The organism is Aquabacterium sp. A7-Y (assembly GCF_026153205.1).
Lineage (GTDB): Bacteria > Pseudomonadota > Gammaproteobacteria > Burkholderiales > Burkholderiaceae_C > Caldimonas.
The window spans coordinates 79,039-96,537 of sequence record NZ_JAPFBW010000002.1; the positions used below are offsets into that span (position 1 = coordinate 79,039).

The 17,499-nt window shown below is 69.8% G+C and carries 14 protein-coding genes and 1 tRNA gene; all 15 read left to right on the forward strand.

Annotated features, from left to right (window positions below; all coding sequences use genetic code 11):
- Positions 1 to 302 precede the first annotated feature (302 nt).
- A complete protein-coding gene (locus tag OOT46_RS02230) occupies positions 303 to 2,900 on the forward strand; it encodes a DNA topoisomerase III (RefSeq protein ID WP_265401951.1) in 2,598 nt (865 codons plus the stop codon).
- 11 nt (positions 2,901 to 2,911) lie between these two features.
- Entirely contained in the window at positions 2,912 to 3,769 is an 858-nt protein-coding gene (locus OOT46_RS02235; RefSeq protein WP_265401952.1) for a helix-turn-helix transcriptional regulator, read from the forward strand.
- A 54-nt stretch (positions 3,770 to 3,823) separates the two neighbouring features.
- Complete coding sequence (locus tag OOT46_RS02240; RefSeq protein ID WP_322114220.1) at positions 3,824 to 4,387, forward strand: YbhB/YbcL family Raf kinase inhibitor-like protein; 564 nt, start codon at positions 3,824 to 3,826, stop codon at positions 4,385 to 4,387.
- Positions 4,388 to 4,449: 62 nt separating this feature from the next.
- Positions 4,450 to 5,424 (forward strand): AEC family transporter, encoded by a 975-nt coding sequence (locus OOT46_RS02245; protein WP_265401953.1) that lies wholly within the window; start codon positions 4,450 to 4,452, stop codon positions 5,422 to 5,424.
- Between the two features lie 45 nt (positions 5,425 to 5,469).
- Positions 5,470 to 6,750, forward strand: a complete 1,281-nt coding sequence (locus OOT46_RS02250) for a glutamate-5-semialdehyde dehydrogenase (protein ID WP_265401954.1) — start codon at positions 5,470 to 5,472, stop codon at positions 6,748 to 6,750.
- Between the two features lies 1 nt (position 6,751).
- Entirely contained in the window at positions 6,752 to 7,492 is a 741-nt protein-coding gene (queC, locus tag OOT46_RS02255; RefSeq protein WP_265401955.1) for a 7-cyano-7-deazaguanine synthase QueC, read from the forward strand.
- 148 nt (positions 7,493 to 7,640) lie between these two features.
- Complete coding sequence (locus tag OOT46_RS02260) at positions 7,641 to 8,234, forward strand: LemA family protein (protein WP_265401956.1); 594 nt, start codon at positions 7,641 to 7,643, stop codon at positions 8,232 to 8,234.
- A 19-nt stretch (positions 8,235 to 8,253) separates the two neighbouring features.
- The gene (locus OOT46_RS02265) at positions 8,254 to 10,176 is read left to right on the forward strand and encodes a M48 family metallopeptidase (protein WP_265401957.1); all 1,923 of its coding nucleotides are present in this window, start codon (positions 8,254 to 8,256) and stop codon (positions 10,174 to 10,176) included.
- A 49-nt stretch (positions 10,177 to 10,225) separates the two neighbouring features.
- A complete protein-coding gene (locus tag OOT46_RS02270) occupies positions 10,226 to 10,561 on the forward strand; it encodes a c-type cytochrome (RefSeq protein ID WP_265401958.1) in 336 nt (111 codons plus the stop codon).
- 14 nt (positions 10,562 to 10,575) lie between these two features.
- Entirely contained in the window at positions 10,576 to 11,850 is a 1,275-nt protein-coding gene (locus OOT46_RS02275) for an NAD(P)/FAD-dependent oxidoreductase (protein ID WP_265401959.1), read from the forward strand.
- 78 nt (positions 11,851 to 11,928) lie between these two features.
- Positions 11,929 to 13,263 (forward strand): 16S rRNA (cytosine(967)-C(5))-methyltransferase RsmB, encoded by a 1,335-nt coding sequence (rsmB, locus tag OOT46_RS02280; protein ID WP_265401960.1) that lies wholly within the window; start codon positions 11,929 to 11,931, stop codon positions 13,261 to 13,263.
- Positions 13,264 to 13,343: 80 nt separating this feature from the next.
- Positions 13,344 to 13,901, forward strand: coding sequence for a DUF4390 domain-containing protein (locus OOT46_RS02285; protein WP_265401961.1), 558 nt, complete (start codon positions 13,344 to 13,346; stop codon positions 13,899 to 13,901).
- Between the two features lie 43 nt (positions 13,902 to 13,944).
- Positions 13,945 to 16,233: a sensor histidine kinase gene (locus OOT46_RS02290; protein WP_265401962.1), complete on the forward strand. Its 2,289-nt coding sequence runs from the start codon at positions 13,945 to 13,947 to the stop codon at positions 16,231 to 16,233.
- Between the two features lie 6 nt (positions 16,234 to 16,239).
- A complete protein-coding gene (locus OOT46_RS02295; protein ID WP_265401963.1) occupies positions 16,240 to 16,938 on the forward strand; it encodes a response regulator in 699 nt (232 codons plus the stop codon).
- A gap of 38 nt (positions 16,939 to 16,976) precedes the next feature.
- Positions 16,977 to 17,052, forward strand: a tRNA-Phe gene (locus tag OOT46_RS02300).
- Positions 17,053 to 17,499: the final 447 nt, after the last annotated feature.

Genomic DNA, 17,499 nt, shown 5'->3' on the forward strand with positions numbered 1-17,499 from the left:
CGTACGCGCGAGGAGCCGGCATTGTAGGCGGCTCCCTCGCTGAGAAGTCAATTCCCGAGGAGATCGGCACCGATGACCCTTCCCGTCCACAGCCTGCTGTCTTGTCCCTGTCGCCCGGCTGGTCCGTGGCGCCAGGCGCAGCGCGTGGCATCCTCCTTGCCAAGGCCCAAGGGCTCGTCCCCGGCGCCGCGGCGCGGTGGGCGGGGCGGACCGGCACCTGTGGTGCCGTCCGGCCGAGGACAGGGTGTGTTGCGCAAGGCCTCGCGCCCGGCACTGGAATCCTCTGAGCAGTAGTGAGTACGATGAGCAAAGCATTGGTAATCGCCGAGAAGCCCTCGGTCGCACAGGACATCGTGCGCGCGTTGACGCCCTCGGTCGGCAAGTTCGACAAGCACGATGAATATTTCGAGAACGAGCACTACGTCGTGACCTCGGCGGTCGGCCACCTGGTCGAGATCAAGGCGCCCGAGGAATACGACGTCAAGCGCGGCAAGTGGAGCTTCAGCAACCTGCCGGTGATCCCGCCGCATTTCGAGCTCAACCCGATCGACAAGAGCAAGGGCCGGCTCAATGCCATCGTCAAGCTGATCAAGCGCAAGGACGTCACCGAGATCATCAACGCCTGCGACGCGGGCCGCGAGGGCGAGCTGATCTTCCGGCTCATCGTGCAATACGCCACCCCGGCGAAGGGTCCCCTCAACAAGGCCATCAAGCGGCTGTGGCTGCAGTCGATGACCCCGCAGGCCATCCGCGATGGCTTCGACAAGCTGCGCACCGACGAGCAGATGCAGCCGCTGGCCAGCGCGGCGCGCTGCCGGTCCGAGGCCGACTGGCTGGTCGGCATCAACGGCACCCGAGCCATGACCGCCTTCAACTCGCGCGACGGCGGCTTTTTCCTCACCACGGTGGGCCGGGTGCAGACGCCCACCTTGTCCATCGTGGTCGAGCGCGAGGAGAAGATCCGCAAGTTCGTCTCGCGCGACTACTGGGAGGTGCGCGCCACCTTTGGCTGCGAGGCCGGGCAGTACGACGGCAAGTGGTTCAACCCGAAGTGGAAAAAGACCGAGGGCGACCCGGAGCTGCGGGCGGACCGGCTCTGGACCGCCAAGGAGGCCGAGGCCATCGCCGAGGCGGTACGCAACAAGAGCGGCACCGTCACCGAGGAGTCCAAGCCGAGCTCGCAGTCCAGCCCCTTGCTCTACGACCTGACGTCGCTGCAGCGCGAGGCCAACTCGCGTTTCGGCTTCTCGGCCAAGACCACGCTGTCGCTGGCACAGGCGCTGTACGAGAAGCACAAGGTGCTGACCTACCCGCGGACCGACTCGCGCGCCCTGCCGGAGGACTATCTGGCGGTCGCTCGCGACACCATCGAGATGCTGGCCGGTGACGACGCCACCCGGCTCTACGCGCCGCACGCGAAGAAGGCGCTTGCCGAGGGCTATGTGAAGCCCAACAAGCGGGTCTTCGACAATGCCAAGGTGTCGGACCACTTCGCCATCATCCCGACGCTGCAGCCGCCCAAGAGCTTGAGCGAAGCCGAGCAGAAGCTCTACGACATGGTCGTCAAGCGCTTCCTCGCGGTGTTCTTCCCGGCCGCCGAGTACTTGATCACCACGCGCATCACGGTGGTCCGGAACGCCGGCCAGGAGCACAGTTTCCAGACCAACGGCAAGGTGCTGGTCAAGCCCGGCTGGCTGGCGGTCTACGGCAAGGAGGCCCAGGAAGATGACGCCATGCTGGTGGCGGTGAAGGCCGGCGAGACGGTGCACAACGTCGACGTCAATGTGCATGCCCTCAAGACCAAGCCGCCGGCGCGCTACAGCGAAGCGACGCTGCTCGGCGCCATGGAAGGCGCGGGCAAGCTGATCGACGACGACGAGCTGCGCGAGGCCATGCAGGAGAAGGGGCTCGGCACGCCGGCGACACGCGCGGCCATCATCGAAGGCCTGATCCTCGAGAAATACCTGCTGCGCGAGGGCCGCGAGCTGATCCCCACGGCCAAGGCCTTCCAGCTCATGACCTTGCTGCGCGGCCTGGGGGTCGAGGACCTGACCAAACCCGAGCTGACCGGCAACTGGGAGTACCAGCTGTCGCAGATGGAGCGCGGCCGCTTGAGCCGCGAGGCCTTCATGGACGAGATCGCCGCGATGACGCAGCGTATCGTGCAGAAGGCCAAGGAATACGACCGCGACACCATCCCCGGCGACTACGCGACCCTGAAGACGCCCTGCCCGAAGTGCGGCGGCGTGGTCAAGGAGAACTACCGCCGTTTCAGCTGCGTCGGCAGCGCCGGTGCCGGCGGCGAGGACGGCGGCTGCGGCTTCTCGATCAGCAAGATCCCGGGCGCGCGCAGCTTCGAGCTGCCCGAGGTCGAGCAGTTCCTGCGCGACAAGCGCATCGGCCCGCTGGAAGGCTTCCGCTCCAAGGCCGGCTGGCCCTTCACGGCCGAGCTGAAGCTGGTCTACGACGAGGAGCTCGGCAACTACAAGCTGGAGTTCGACTTCGGCGAGGACGCGCGCAAGGAGGCCGAAGGCGGCGAGGCGGTGGACTTCAGCGACCAGGAGTCGCTCGGTCGCTGCCCCAAGTGCCAGGGCTCGGTCTTCGAGCACGGCACCAGCTATGTCTGCGAGAAGAGCGTGGGCCCGCACCCGACCTGCGACTTCAAGAGCGGCAAGATCATCCTGCAGCAGCCCGTCACGCGCGACCAGATGGGCAAGCTGCTGGGCGAGGGCAAGACCGACCTGCTGGAGAACTTCGTCTCGGCGCGCACCCGGCGCAAGTTCAAGGCCTTCCTGAAGTGGGACGCCAAGGAAGGCAAGGTGGTGTTCGAGTTCGAGCCGCGCGCGCCGCGGGCCGCGGCCAAGAAGGCGGTGGCCAAGAAGGCGACCGCGAAGTCCTGAGCGGGGGCGTCATGGCTGCCGTGCCCGAGCTGCCCGTGACCGCCGCGCCACCGCCCGGCGCCACCGCGCTTGTGTCCACCCGGGTGCACCACCGGGTCGCGACGGTGGCGGTGCGGGAGCACCTGATCGGCTGGGTGCGCTCGGGCGGCAAGACGCTGCTGGGTCCCGACGGCCGCACCTGCGTGCGCCGCGACGAGCTCTTCCTCGTCGCCGCCGGCACGCAATGGGACGTCATCAACGACCCGGCCCCCGAGGGCCGCTACGTGGCCCAGCTGCTGCTGCTGTCCAAGCCGCTGGTGCAACGCTTCCACACGCGCCATGCCGTGGCGCAGGCCACCCCTCGCCTGCGCGGCGCCCAGGGTCTGCGGGCCGATGCCGAGCTCGCCGGGGCGATCGAGCGCGCCGCCGCCACGCTGGCCGCACCCGACGCTCTGGCCGAGTTGCAGGAGCACCGGCTGATCGAGGTGCTGTTGCTGCTCGCGCAGCGCGGCTGGACCTTCGAGCCGGCCGAGGAGTCCTGGCAGGACCGGGTGCGCTGCCTCATCGCGAACCGCCTGCATGCCGACTGGACCCTCGACACGCTGGCGCGCGAGTTCCACACCAGCCCCAGCACCCTGAGTCGCCGCCTGGCCGAGCAGGGTACGACCTTGGGCGGCGTGGTGCGTGAGCTGCGCCTGGAGACCGCGCTGGGGCTGCTGCAGACCACCGAGCTGCCGGTCGGCGAGATTGCCGCGCGCTGCGGCTACGAGTCGCACAGCCGCTTCACCGCGGCCTTCCGGCGCCGCTACGGCTTCGCGCCTTCGCAGCTGCGGCCCGGCGTGCCGTCGCCGATGACGACTTCCGAACAGCAAATGCTTGCCGCGGGCTAACGCGGCTGCCGCCCCGGGCGGCACCATCTCGGCTCGCACAACAAGGAGGTCGAGATGCGTCATCACTTTCCCCTGTCTTCTCTGCTGCCTGCTGCCGTGCTCGCGCTGTCGACCGGCCTGGCCGGCGCCGCCGAGTTCTCGCTGCGCAGTCCCCAGGTGCGCGACGGTGGCCAGCTGGGAACGGCGCAGGTCTTCAACGGCTTCGGCTGCAGCGGCGGCAACCGCTCGCCCGCGCTGCAGTGGAGCGGTGCGCCGCAGGGCACGAAAAGTTTCGCCGTGACGGTCTATGACCCCGACGCGCCCACCGGCTCCGGCTGGTGGCACTGGGTGGTCTACAACCTGCCGGCCAGTGTGACGAGCCTGCCCGAGGGGGCCGGCACGGTCGGCGGCATCCTGCCGACCGGCGCCGTGCAGGGCCGCACCGACTACGGCACCCCCGGCTTCGGCGGCGCCTGCCCGCCGGCGGGCGACAAGCCGCACCGCTACATCTTCACGGTGCACGCGCTCAAGACCGACAAGCTCGACCTGCCGGCCGACGCCTCGCCGGCCCTGGTGGGTTTCATGCTGCACGCCAACCGCCTCGGCCAGGCCCGCTTCACCGCCACCTACGGCCGCTGAAGGCCTCGCTCGCTACGCAGTTCCCACGCGCGCCGGGCGCTCCGGCTCGCGATACTGCGCGCATGTCCAGCGTCGTATCTTTCAAGCTGTTGGCGATCTTCGCCGTGGTGGCGCTCGGCTGGGGCGCCGGGCGGATGAAGTTTTTCGGTGGCGGCGAGACGGCCCGCGCGCTGTCGAACGCGGCCTTTTTCCTGTTTGCGCCGGCGCTGCTGTTCCGCACCACCGCGCGCATCGACATCGCCACCTTGCCGTGGTCCACCCTGGCGGCGTTTTTCGTCCCCGCCACGGCGTGGATGGTGGCGATCTACTTCTCGCAGCGCCGCCGCGCCCTGGCCTCGCCGGCCGGGCCCAGCGTGCGCGCGCTCACCGCGACCTTCGGCAACACCGCCCAGCTCGGCATCCCGATGGCTGCCGCGCTGTTCGGCGAGCAGGGTCTGTCGATGCACCTGGCCATCGTCAGCGTGCATGCGCTGACCCTGTTGTCGGTGCAGACCGTGCTGGTCGAGCTCGACGTCGGCGGGGCCGCCGCGCGCGAGCAGGGCGGCCGCGCCAGCCTGCGCCGCATGCTCCTGCAGACCGTGCGCAATACGCTGATCCACCCGGTGGTGCTGCCGGTGCTGGCCGGGCTGGCCTGGAACCTCACCGGCTGGCGCATCGCCGAGCCGGTGGACGGCGTGCTGCTGATGCTGGGCGAGGCGGTGGTGCCGGTCTGCCTGGTGGGCATCGGCATGTCGCTCGCGCACTACGGCCTGAAGGGCGCGGCCGGCAGCGCTTCGGCGCTGACCGCCGCCAAGGTGCTGGCGATGCCGCTGCTGGTGCTGCTCGCCGGCTACTTCGTGGCGGGGCTGCGCGGCCTGCCGCTGACCGTCATCGTGATGGCGGCGGCCCTGCCGACCGGCAGCAACGCGCTGATGTTCGCGCAACGCTATCGCAGCCAGGAAGCCGAGACCACCGCGGCCATCGTCGTCTCGACGCTGTCATTCGTGTTGGCGGCGCCCTTGTGGCTGTCGCTGCTGGCCGTGTTGCCGCAAGCCTGAAACAGCGCCCGGCAAGGGGCTGCGGGGTTTGCGACAATCGTGGGCATGAGTTCTACCGACATCTCCGCCTACATGGCCCACGTGGGCGCCGCGGCCCGCGCCGCCGCCACGCTGATGGCGGCCGCTTCCACCGCGGCCAAGAACAACGCCCTGCTCAGGCTGGCGGCGCTGATCGGCGAGCAGCGCGCGACGCTGCAGGCCGAGAACGCCAAGGACATCGCCCATGCCGAGAAAAACGGCCTGAGCGCGCCCATGGTCGACCGGCTGCGCCTGACGGACAAGGTGGTGGCCCAGATGGCCGAGAACTGCGTGCAGGTCGCTGCGCTGCCCGACCCGGTGGGCGAGATCAGCAACCTGAGGCGCCGGCCGACCGGCATCTCGGTCGGGCAGATGCGGGTGCCGGTGGGCGTCTTCGGCATGATCTACGAGAGCCGCCCCAACGTCACCATCGAGGCCTCCTCGCTCGGCATCAAGAGCGGCAACGCCTGCGTGCTGCGTGGCGGCTCCGAAGCCATCCACTCCAACCTCGCGCTGTGGCGCCTGGTGCAGCAGGCGCTGCGCGAGGCCGGCCTGCCGGCCGAGGGCGTGCAGCTGGTCGAGACCACCGACCGCGAGGCGGTGGGCCGGCTGATCGCGATGCCCGAGCACGTGGACGTCATCATCCCGCGCGGCGGCAAGTCGCTGATCGAGCGCATCAGCCGCGAGGCCAAGGTGCCGGTGATCAAGCACCTGGACGGCAACTGCCACGTGTTCGTCGATGCCAGTGCCGACCTGGAGCTGGCCGTCAAGGTGACCGACAACGCCAAGACGCAGAAATACAGCCCCTGCAACGCGGCCGAATCGCTGCTGGTGCACCGCGACATCGCGGCGTCCTTCCTGCCGCGCATCGGCGCGGTCTTTGCCGCCAAGGGGGTGGAGATGCGTTGCGATGCCGCCAGCCGTGAGCTGCTCGGCGCGGTGGCCGGCGCACGGCTGGCCGAGGCGAGCGAGCAGGACTGGTCGGAGGAATACCTGGCGCCGGTCATCAGCGTCAAGCTGGTGAACTCGCTCGATGAAGCGATCGCCCACATCAACCGCTATGGCTCCCACCACACCGACGCGATCCTGACCGAGCACCATCCCAACGCGATGCGTTTCCTGCGCGAGGTCGATTCCGCCAGCGTCATGGTCAACGCCTCGACCCGCTTCGCCGACGGCTTCGAATACGGGCTGGGCGCCGAGATCGGCATCTCCACCGACAAGTTTCACGCCCGCGGCCCCGTGGGTCTGGAGGGGCTCACGTCGCTCAAGTACATCGTGCTGGGACAGGGTGAGGTGCGGAGCTGACATGAAGCCGCAGGCGCAGCAGGCGTTGGATCCCCGCAGGGCCCTGGTGCTGTTCTCGGGCGGGCAGGATTCGACCGTCTGCCTCGCCTGGGCGCTGTCGCGTTATGCGCAGGTCGAGACGCTGGGCTTCGACTACGGGCAGCGCCATCGCATCGAGCTGGAGTGCCGGCCGCGCGTGCTCCAGGCACTGCGTACGCAGTTCCCCGGCTGGGCCGCGCGGCTCGGCCTCGACCATGTGCTGGACCTCTCGCTGCTGGGCCAGATCAGCGACACCGCGCTGACCTCTGAGCGCGCCATCGAGATGGCCGACAACGGCCTGCCCAACACCTTCGTGCCGGGCCGCAACCTGCTGTTCCTCAACTTCGCCGCCACGCTGGCCTACCGCCGCTCGGTGAGCGTGCTGGTGGGCGGCATGTGCGAGACCGACTACTCCGGCTACCCGGACTGCCGCGACAACACGCTCAAGGCGCTGCAGGTGGCGCTCAGCCTGGGCCTGGACCAGCCGCTCGTGATCGAGACCCCGCTGATGTGGCTGGACAAGGCCCAGACCTGGAGCCTGTCGAGCCGGCTCGGTGGCGAGGCACTCAACGAGCTGATCGTCGAGCACACCCACACCTGCTACCTGGGCGAGCGCGGCGAGCGCCACCCCTGGGGTTACGGCTGTGGCCGCTGCCCGGCCTGCGAGCTGCGCCGCCGTGGGCACGAAAGCTGGGCCGCGGGGCAGGGGCGCCTGCCGGCCTGAGGGTCGGGTGCATCGGCCGCCGGGGCACCGGCTGCCCCTTGGGGCCAGGCCCCGACCGTGTGTCGTCACCCCCCGAGCCCCAGGCTTGGAGCCCGGCAGCGCCTGTCGTAGAGTCGCGGGACCCTGAGGTGAGAAGAGGAGAGAGCCGATGAGCACAACACAGATCGTGGCCTGGTGCGTCCTGGCCGTGCTGGTATTTTGGGGGGTGGGCGCCTACAACCGGCTGGTGCGGCTGCGCAATGCGATCTCCAACGCCTTCGGCCAGATCGACGTGCAGCTCAAGCGCCGCTACGACCTCATCCCCAACCTCGTCGAAACCGCCAGAAAGTACATCTCGCACGAACGCGAGACCCTGGAGGCGGTCATCGCCGCGCGCAACCAGGCCCGCACCGCGGCCGAGCATGTCCGCGCACGCCCGGCCAGCCCCGGCACCGTGGGCACCCTGGCGATGGCCGAGCAGGCCCTGCAAGGCAGCCTGGGCCGGCTGATGGCGGTGGTCGAGAACTACCCCGAGCTCAAGGGCGACCAGACCCTGCGCGAGCTGTCGGAGGAGCTGACCAGCACCGAGAACAAGATCGCCTTCGCCCGCCAGTCCTTCAACGATGCCGCGCTCGACTACAACGACGCGGCCCAGCAGTTCCCCACCACCTTGATCGCCAACTTGTTCGGCTTCAAGGCGGCGGGCATGCTGCAGTCCACCGGCAGCGAGGCCGAACGCCAGGCGGTGCGGGTGCAGTTCTGATCCCGGCGGCGCCGGCACCATGCGTTTCCGCGAGCACCAGGACCAGGCCCGGGCCGCCACGCGGCGCCTGCTGCTGAGTTTCGTCGCCGTGCTGCTGCTGCTGGTGGGCGCCGTCAACGGCGTGCTGGCGCTGATCTACAAGCTGACGCTGCCCTGGACCAGCGGCTTTCCCGAGTTTTTCTTCGAGACCAACACCGGCCTGGTGCTGCTGTTCGTGCTGGGCGGCTGCTGGTTCGAGATGCTCAGGCTGCGCGAGGGCGGCGCCCACGTCGCGCGGCTGGCCGGCGGGCGCCGCATCGACGAGCCCGGCGGGCCGGGACTGGACCTCTACGAAAAACGGCTGCGCAACGTCGTCGACGAGGTCGCGATCGCCTGCAACGTCAAGCCGCCCGAGGTCTGGGTGCTGCCGCGCGAGGACGCGATCAACGCCTTCGCGGCCGGCTGGCAGATCGAGGACGCGGTGGTGGCCGTGACGCGCGGCGCGCTGGAGCGGCTCACGCGCGACGAGCTGCAGGGTGTGGTGGCCCATGAGTTCAGCCACCTGGTGCACGGCGACACGCGCCTCAACATGCGCCTGATCGGGCTGGTGTGGGGCCTGCAGATGATCTACACCTTCGGCCACTCGCTGGTCGAGCCCGACGAGCAGGGCCACCGCAGCCCGGCCCTGTTGTTCGGCCTCGGACTGATGGCGGTGGGCTCGCTGGGCTGGCTGGCCGGGCGCCTGCTGCAGGCCGCGGTGTCGCGCCAGCGCGAGTACCTGGCCGATGCCTCGGCGGTCAAGTTCACGCGCAGCGTGCAGGGCATCGGTGGCGCGCTGCGCAAGATCGCCGACCAGGCCTGGCGACGCCAGGACGCGTTGCACCATCCCCAGGCCGACAGCCTGTCGCACTTGTTTTTCGTTTCGCGGCTGCGCTGGTCGGCGCTGTTCGCCACCCACCCCCCGCTCAACGAGCGCATCCGCCGCATCTACGGTCATGCGGTGGGCCCGCTGCCGGCGCGCCAGCTGGCGCCCGAGGACGACGACGCCCCCGATACCGAGCCAATGCCCGGCGTGGTGCTGTCCTTCGCGGTCGGCGCGGCGCGGCGTGCGGCGGCTCAGGTGCTGTCGCCGCCGGCCGAGCCCGAGGCGCGGCGGCACGACCCGGTGCAGCGCGCCGTGCTCGACCCGGTGGCGTCGGGGCAGGACGAGGCGCTCGGCCGCATCCGCCACTGGCACGGTCCGGGCGAGCGCAAGGCGGCGGTGCTGGCGCTGCTGCTGACGCCAGGCAACGATGCCGAGCTGAAGGCCTGGCAACAGGAGACCGAGTCGACGGCCTCGGCGCCCGGCGTGCTGTGCGACGTCCGGCAGCTGACGCATGCGGCCCGCCTGCCGGTGCTGGAGCTGCTGCTACGGCGCAGCGCGACGGTGCCGGTGGTGGAGCGGCGCGCGATGCTCGAAGCGGCGCGCCGCGTGATGGGCGCCGACGGCCATGCGAGCCCGCTGGACCGCCTGCTGTGGCTGGCGATGCGCCGCCTGCTGGGGGGGCCGCCGGTGCGGCCCGAGGGCGCCGCCAAGGACATCCGGGAGCTGGCGAGGGCCATCGCCGTGTTGACCGCCTTCCTGGCGAGAATCGTCGCGGCCGGCCTGCCCGGCACACCACCCGGACTGCCGCCGCTGTGGTGGCGTTCGGTCTGGCGGGCCCTGATGGGCGACCAGCCGCTGCCGCCCTGGCGGCTGCCCGACGGCGACGCGCTGGTGCAGGCGGTCTACGAGGTGGCGACCTTGTCGGCCATGCAGCGGCCGGTGCTGCTGCGCACCTGGGTCGACACGGCGGTGCAGCTGAGCCCTCAGGGCCGGCTGGACGAGCCTTCGGCCGATGCGCTGCGTCTGATGGCCTTGCTGCTGGACACGCCGGCGCCACCGGCGCTGGCCGGCTTGTACATCGACGTCGGGACTGACTGAGACGCCGCACTGGTGCGGCGGGCGGATCCCGCACCCTTCGAGGAGACCCATGAAACCCCTGTCTTCCCTGGCTCACCTGCTGGCCGCTGCGGCGCTGCTGGCGGGTGGTGGCGCGCGGGCCCAGAGCCCTGCCGCCGAGGCCGATGCCCTCTACGACAAGAGCCTCTCCGCCACCTGCGCCCACTGCCACGGCACCCGGGGTCGGGCGGTCACCGGCTCCGGCGTGCCGGCCCTGGCGGGCCTGTCCGAGGCCTACCTGGTCGAGCAGATGCGCGCGTTCAAGAGCGGCCAGCGTCCCGCGACCGTGATGCACCAGATCGCCAAGGGTTATGACGACCGCCAGGTCGCCCGGATCGCGGCCTACTTCGCCGCACAGAAACCGTGACGCGGAGGGCAGCGATGGACAGACGAACGTTCGTGCAAGGCTCGGCGGCGCTGGCGCTGCTCGGCCTGGGCGGCTGTGCGAGCGGCGGCCGGGCGCCCGAGACGGCGCGCGTGCTGGTGGTGGGCGGCGGCTATGGCGGTGCCACCGCAGCGAAGTACCTGCGGCTGTTGTCGGACCAGCGGATCGAGGTGGTGCTGGTGGAGCCGGAGCCGGCCTTCGTGTCCTGCCCCGTCTCCAACCTGGTGCTGGGCGGCAGCCGGACCCTGGCCGAGCTCACGACACCCTATGACGCGCTGCGCCGGCGCCACGGCGTGACGATGGTGAAGGACCGGGTCGCGAGCATCGATCCGGCGCAGAAGGTCGCGGTGCTGGCCTCGGGGCCGCGCATCCGCTACGACAAGCTGGTGCTGTCGCCGGGCATCGAGCTGATGTTCGACAGCATCGAGGGCCTGCGGGCCGCCCATGCCGAGGGCCGCATCCTGCAGGCCTGGAAGGCCGGCGCAGAGACCGCCGCGCTGCGTCGCCAACTGGAAGCCATGCCCGACGGCGGCGTCTATGCGCTGACCATCCCCGAGGCGCCCTACCGCTGCCCGCCGGGGCCTTACGAGCGCGCCTGCCAGGTGGCGAGCTACTTCAAGGCTGCCAAGCCGCGCTCCAAGGTGCTGGTGCTGGACGCGAACCAGGACGTGACCTCCAAGGGCGCGCTGTTCAAGAAGGTGTGGGCCGAGCAGTACCCGGGCCTCATCGAGTACCGGCCGCAGCACAGGGCCGTGGCGGTGGACGCGGCGGCACGCACGGTCAGCTTCGAGTTCGGCGACCACGTGCGGGCCGACGTGCTCAACGTGCTGCCCGAGATGCGGGCCGGCCAGATCGCGGTGCAGAGCGGACTCGCCAACGCCAACGCGCGCTGGTGCCAGGTGCACTACCTCAACTTCGAGTCGACCGCCGCGAAGGACCTCCATGTGCTGGGCGATTCGATCCAGATCGCGCCGGGCATGCCCAAGTCGGCCCACATGGCCAACGCCCACGCCAAGGTGGTCGCCGCGGCCATCGTCGCCGAGCTGAGCGGCTGGCCGGTCGATCCGGCGCCCATGCTGACCAACACCTGCTACAGCTATGTCGACGCCAAGCAGGTCATCCACGTCGCCAGCGTGCACGCCTACGTGGCGGAGGAAAAAACCTTCAAGCCCGTGGCCGGTTCCGGTGGGGTGTCGGCGGGGCCGAGCGAGCTCGAAGGCCTCTACGCCTGGGACTGGGCGCAGAACATCTGGGCCGATACGCTGGCGTGATGGGCTTGAAGCCGCTGCCGGCAGGGTTGCCACGGGCCCGCGCGGAAGGCCGCCGTCCCAGGGCCTAAACTGCCGGCCGTGAATGCCTCCCCGACCCCTCAAGCCCTGCCGCTGTCGCGCCTGCTGAACCACACCGCCGATGCCGTTCGCGCGGTGCGCTCCGGCGCTTCCCTCAACGAAGCGCTGGCCGCCTGCCCGGTGCCGGCGCGCCCAGGCACGCAGGCGCTCAGTTTTCAGGTGATGCGCGGGCTGGGGCGGGCCCAGGCCCTGCGCGGGCAGCTGGCGCGGCGCGCGCCGCCGGCCTGGGTCGATGCTTTGTTGCTCACGGCCCTGGCGCTGCTCTGCGAGGCCGAGGAGGCAGGGTATGCCGAGCACACCCTGGTGGACCAGGCGGTCGAGGCCGTCAAGCAGCGCGAGCGCGCGAGCAGCTCCTTCGTCAACGCGGTGCTGCGGCGTTTCCTGCGCGAGCGCGAAGCGCTGCTCGCCGCCGTCGCGCGCGACCCGGTGGCGCAGTGGAACCACCCGCGCTGGTGGATCGAGCGCCTGCAGCGCGACTGGCCCGAGCACTGGCAGGCCTTGCTGAGCGCCAACAACCAGCGCCCGCCAATGACGCTGCGCGTGAACGCGGCCCGTGCGACAGCCGAAGCCTATTTGGAGCGTCTGCAGGCCGCCGGGCTCGAGGGCACGGCGATCGGCCCGCAGGCGGTGCGGCTGGACCTGCCCTGCCCGGTGTCACGCCTGCCTGGCTTCGAGGCCGGCGACGTGTCGGTGCAGGACTTGGCGGCGCAATGGGCCGCGCCTTTGCTGCTCGAGGCCGAGGGCGGCCGGCTGCCCCGTGGCGCCCGCGTGCTGGACGCCTGTGCCGCCCCGGGCGGCAAGACCGCCCACCTGCTGGAGCTGGCCGAGCTGGACCTGCTCGCGCTCGACAGCGACGCCGCGCGGCTGGCTCGGGTGGAAGACACGCTCGCGCGGCTGCAGTTGCGCGCCGAGCTCAAGGCGGCCGACGCCCGCCAGCCCGAGGCCTGGTGGGATGGCCGGCCCTTCGACGCCATCCTGATGGACGCGCCTTGCAGCGCTGCCGGCATCGTGCGCCGCCACCCCGACGTGCGCTGGTTGCGGCGCGACGCCGACATCGCCCAGCTCGCCGGCATCCAGCGCGACATGCTGGAAGCTTTGTGGCCCCTGCTCAAGCCCGGGGGCCGGCTGCTGTACTGCACCTGCTCGGTTTTCAAGGCCGAGGGCCAGCCCCAGATCGACGCTTTTTTGCAACGCCACAGCGAGGCGCGGCAGTTGGCCGCGCCCGGGCATGCGCTGCCCTTGCCGCACAATGCGGACGTGGCAGCCCATCCGGGGCCGGCGGCCGCGGCCCATGACGGGTTCTTCTACGCCTTGCTTGAAAAGCGCCCCGTCTGAGACGAAGTGTTAACGTGTGTCGCGATCAACGGGTTGCTGGCCGTGAATTTCCCGCTGTCGCGTTGGCGCCAGCGGGCGCCTTGGCGTGGCGCCGAGGGCTGGCGTGGCTGGTCGTGGCGCTGCTGGTGCTGCTGGCCGGGGTGGCGCGGGCCGACGGCGTCGAGTTGCGCGGCATCGAGGTGGGCCGCAACGACGACGGGCTGGTGATCGGTTTCAGCGCGGCCTTCGAGCTGCCCCGCTCGGTCGAGGATGCGTTGATGAAAGGCGTGCCCTTGCACTTCGTGGCCGAGGCCAGCACCTGGCGCTCGCGCTGGTACTGGCGCGACCAGCGCATCGCCCGGCAGAGCCGCACCTGGCGGCTGGCCTACCAGCCGCTGACGCGGCGTTATCGCGTGACCTTCGGCAGCCTGAACCAGCAATACGAATCGCTTGGCGACGCGCTGGCGGCGATCCAGCGCGTCAGCCGGTGGAAAATCGCTGACGGGTCGCAGCTGGAGCGCGGCGAGCGCCACTACATCGAGCTCGCCTTCCGGCTCGACACGACGCAGCTGCCGCGGCCTTTCCAGATCGGCATCGGCGGCCAGGCCGAATGGAATCTCTCGGCCGAGAGCACCGTCGTGATCGAGGACCCGACCTGAGCCTCCATCCACCCCCACCCACCGCCACCACCGCCGCCGTCCCGTGACCAAAGCCACCCGCTGGGCCTGGATCCTCTCCCTCATCGCTGTCTCCGGCGGCGGGCTGGTGCTGCTGTTTCTGCTGGCGCTGTCCACCAACAACCGGCGCCTCTACGAGCAGCATTTCGAATGGCTGGTCTGGCTCAACGGCGCGATTGCCGGGGCGCTGGGCCTGGTCATCGCGATCGCGGCAGTGCGCCTGGTGCTGCGCATGCGGCGGGGCAAGTTCGGCAGCCGGCTGCTGTTCAAGCTGGCTGGCATCTTCGCGCTGGTGGGGGTGATCCCGGGCCTGGCGATCTACACGGTGAGCTACCAGTTCGTCTCGCGCAGCATCGAGAGCTGGTTCGACGTCGAGGTCGAGCGCGCGCTGGACGCCGGCCTCAATCTCGGCCGCGTGACGCTGGATACCCTGGTCAACGACCTCGCGAGCAAGACCCGCGTCGCGGCCGACCGCCTCGGCAGCGAAGGCCGGCAGGCGGCGTTGGCGCTGGCGCTCGAGCGCGTGCGCGACCAGCTCTCGGCGCAGGACGCAGCGCTGCTGGGTGCCAACGGCCAGCCGCTGGCCAGTGTCGGCATCCAACGCGAGGCGCTGGCGCCCGACCGGCCCTCCAGCGCCTTGCTGCGCCAGGCGCGCAGCCAGCGTGTGGTGAGCCAGCTCGAAGGACTGGACGACGACACCGGCGCGCCGCGCATCCGGGTGCTGGCTTATGTGCCGTCCAACAGCTTTGCGCTGGCGACCGAAGAGCGCTACCTGCTCGTGACCCAGCTGCTACCGGCCTCGCTGGCGGCCAATGCGCTGGCGGTGCAGACGGCCTACCGCGAGTACCAGCAGCGCTCGCTGGCGCGCGACGGGCTGCGCAAGATGTACATCGGGACGCTGACCTTGTCGCTGTTCCTCGCGGTGTTTGGCGCCGTGCTGCTGGCCGTGACCTTGGGCAACCAGCTGGCGCGGCCGCTGCTGCTGCTGGCCGAGGGCGTGCGGCAGGTGACCTCGGGCGACCTGACGCCCAAGCAGGTGTTCGCCTCGCGCGACGAGCTGGGCGGGCTGACGCGCTCCTTTGCCGACATGACACAGCAGCTGTCTGACGCGCGCGCGCTGGTGCAGCACAGCCTGAGCGAGCTGGAGGCGGCCAAGACCAACCTGCAGACCATCCTCGACAACCTGACCGCCGGCGTGATGGTGATCGACCGCCAGGGCCTGATCGCCTCGGTCAACCCGGGCGCCACGCGCATCCTGCGTCTGCCGGTGGGGGCCTATTGCGGCCGGCCGCTGTCGGACGTACCCAGCCTGCAGGACTTTGCCGCCGAGGTGGCGCGGCTGTTCGAGCTGCACGTGGCCGGCAACGAGGCCGGCGAGCGCGACCAGTGGCAGCAGTCCTTCGAGCTGCAGCCGCCGGGGGACGCCTTGCCCGAGCGCGGGCCCATCACCTTGCTGGTGCGGGGTGCGTGGTTGCCGCAGCAGGCCCAGCTGCTGGTCTTCGACGACATCACCGAGGTGGTGTCGGCCCAGCGCTCGATCGCCTGGGGCGAGGTGGCGCGTCGCCTGGCGCACGAGATCAAGAACCCGCTGACGCCCATCCAGCTTTCCGCCGAGCGCCTGCAGCTCAAGCTCGAGGGCAAGCTGGGCCCCACCGAGCAGCAGATGCTCACCAAGTCCGTGACGACCATCGTCAACCAAGTCAACGCGATGAAACAGCTGGTCAACGAGTTTCGCGACTATGCTCGGCTGCCCAGCGCGACCTTGCGGCCGCTGGACCTCAATGCGCTGGTGTCCGAGGTGGCCTCGCTGTACGGCAGCGCCTTCGAAGCCGGACATCTGCAGGTCGAGCTGGCGCCCGGGCTGCCGGCCATCCTGGGTGATGCGAGTCAGCTGCGCCAGGTGGTGCACAACCTGGTGCAGAACGCGCTCGACGCCGTGGCGGACCGGGCCGAAGGTCGGGTATGCGTGCTGACCGAGCCGGCCCGCACCGAGGAGGGCGCCTTGAAGGCGGTGCGGCTGGTGGTGCGCGACAACGGCCCCGGCTTCTCCGAGAAGGTGCTGAAGCGGGCGTTCGAGCCGTATGTGACGACCAAGACCAAGGGCACCGGCCTGGGGTTGGCGGTCGTCAAGAAAATCGCCGACGAGCACGAAGCGCGGGTGCGTTTGAAGAACCTCGGCGGCGAGGAAACGGGGGGCGGCGAGGAGGCCGAGGTGAGGGGTGCGCAAGTTTCGATATCATTTTCGAAGATTGCCCCACCCCATCCCACCCCCAACGACACCGGTACACCGACTGTTGCCGAAGCGGGGAGCTGAGACTGCATGGCCACCATTCTTGTTGTTGACGACGAACTCGGCATACGTGCGCTGCTCTCGGAGATCCTCTCCGACGAGGGGCACAACATCGAGCTTGCCGAGAACGCCGCACAGGCACGCGCCTTCCGCGAGCACACCCGTCCCGACCTGGTGCTGCTGGACATCTGGATGCCGGATGTCGACGGCATCACGCTCTTGAAGGAGTGGGGTGCCAACGGGCAGCTCACGATGCCGGTCATCATGATGTCGGGCCACGGCACCATCGACACCGCGGTAGAGGCCACCAAGTACGGCGCGATGGCCTTCCTGGAGAAGCCCATCACCTTGCAGAAGCTGTTGCGCTCGGTCGAGCAGGGCCTGGCGCGCCAGGCTCCGCGGCCGGCCGCGCCGCCGGCCTCGTCGGCCCTGCTGATGCCTGTGAGCGTGCGCGAGCTGACGGTGGAGCACACCTTGTCCGCGCAGCAGTCCATGGGCACGCCGCTGACGCTGGGCCCGCAGTCCGAGCAGCTGTTCGGCCTGGACCGCCCACTGCGGGAGGCGCGCGACGCCTTCGAGAAGGCCTACTTCGAGTTCCACCTGGCGAAGGAGAACGGCAGCATGACGCGCGTGGCCGAGAAGACCGGTCTGGAGCGCACCCACCTGTACCGCAAGTTGAAGCAGCTGGGCGTCGACCTGTCGCGCAACAAGCGATCCGGCGGCAATTGACCGGCCGTCCAAAAGGACTGTATACTCTCGGTCTCGTTGGCCTGGTAGCTCAGTCGGTAGAGCAGAGGATTGAAAATCCTTGTGTCGGTGGTTCGATTCCGCCCTAGGCCACCAGAATACGACGCCCAACCGTTCTCGGTTGGGCGTTTTGCTTTGGGCGGTTCCCGCACTGCCGCCGGCTTCCGGGCGGTTCTGCCTGTGCCACGGCTTCGTGTCTTTGGGCCTGTTTTGGCCCCAGTTTGATTCCGTCTCCCTCTCTCTTCTCTGAAAAAGAGACTACCTTTCCTAGCCGGCACAAGGAGAAGTCCTTTGGTGACAAGGACTTATGCGTGTGTCGAATAGAGCGGTTGCAAACGTTCTTGGAGGGGCAGAGACGGTGAGAAAACTGCGTGAGCTACCACTTACCTCCTTGGCCTCTCCGCGACTGCGCTGCGCTGCTCCAGCCCGCCGAATTCGTCGCATCGCATGCAGTGGGGCCTCCGGAAACTAGATCACATGTGAAGAGTGGCGGCCAGTGGCATTGAGTTCCAGCATTCAATCCGCGGCCGTCGCGCGCGCCTC

Bases quoted from the DNA above. Each gene is read 5' to 3' on its own strand.
- OOT46_RS02250 (WP_265401954.1), top strand. From the start codon at position 5,470: ATGAGTTCTACCGACATCTCCGCCTACATGGCCCACGTGGGCGCCGCG.
- OOT46_RS02245 (WP_265401953.1), top strand. From the start codon at position 4,450: ATGTCCAGCGTCGTATCTTTCAAGCTGTTGGCGATCTTCGCCGTGGTG.
- OOT46_RS02295 (WP_265401963.1), top strand. From the start codon at position 16,240: ATGGCCACCATTCTTGTTGTTGACGACGAACTCGGCATACGTGCGCTG.
- OOT46_RS02260 (WP_265401956.1), top strand. From the start codon at position 7,641: ATGAGCACAACACAGATCGTGGCCTGGTGCGTCCTGGCCGTGCTGGTA.
- OOT46_RS02265 (WP_265401957.1), top strand. From the start codon at position 8,254: ATGCGTTTCCGCGAGCACCAGGACCAGGCCCGGGCCGCCACGCGGCGC.
- OOT46_RS02230 (WP_265401951.1), top strand. From the start codon at position 303: ATGAGCAAAGCATTGGTAATCGCCGAGAAGCCCTCGGTCGCACAGGAC.
- OOT46_RS02240 (WP_322114220.1), top strand. From the start codon at position 3,824: ATGCGTCATCACTTTCCCCTGTCTTCTCTGCTGCCTGCTGCCGTGCTC.
- queC (WP_265401955.1), top strand. From the start codon at position 6,752: ATGAAGCCGCAGGCGCAGCAGGCGTTGGATCCCCGCAGGGCCCTGGTG.
- OOT46_RS02235 (WP_265401952.1), top strand. From the start codon at position 2,912: ATGGCTGCCGTGCCCGAGCTGCCCGTGACCGCCGCGCCACCGCCCGGC.
- OOT46_RS02270 (WP_265401958.1), top strand. From the start codon at position 10,226: ATGAAACCCCTGTCTTCCCTGGCTCACCTGCTGGCCGCTGCGGCGCTG.
- OOT46_RS02275 (WP_265401959.1), top strand. From the start codon at position 10,576: ATGGACAGACGAACGTTCGTGCAAGGCTCGGCGGCGCTGGCGCTGCTC.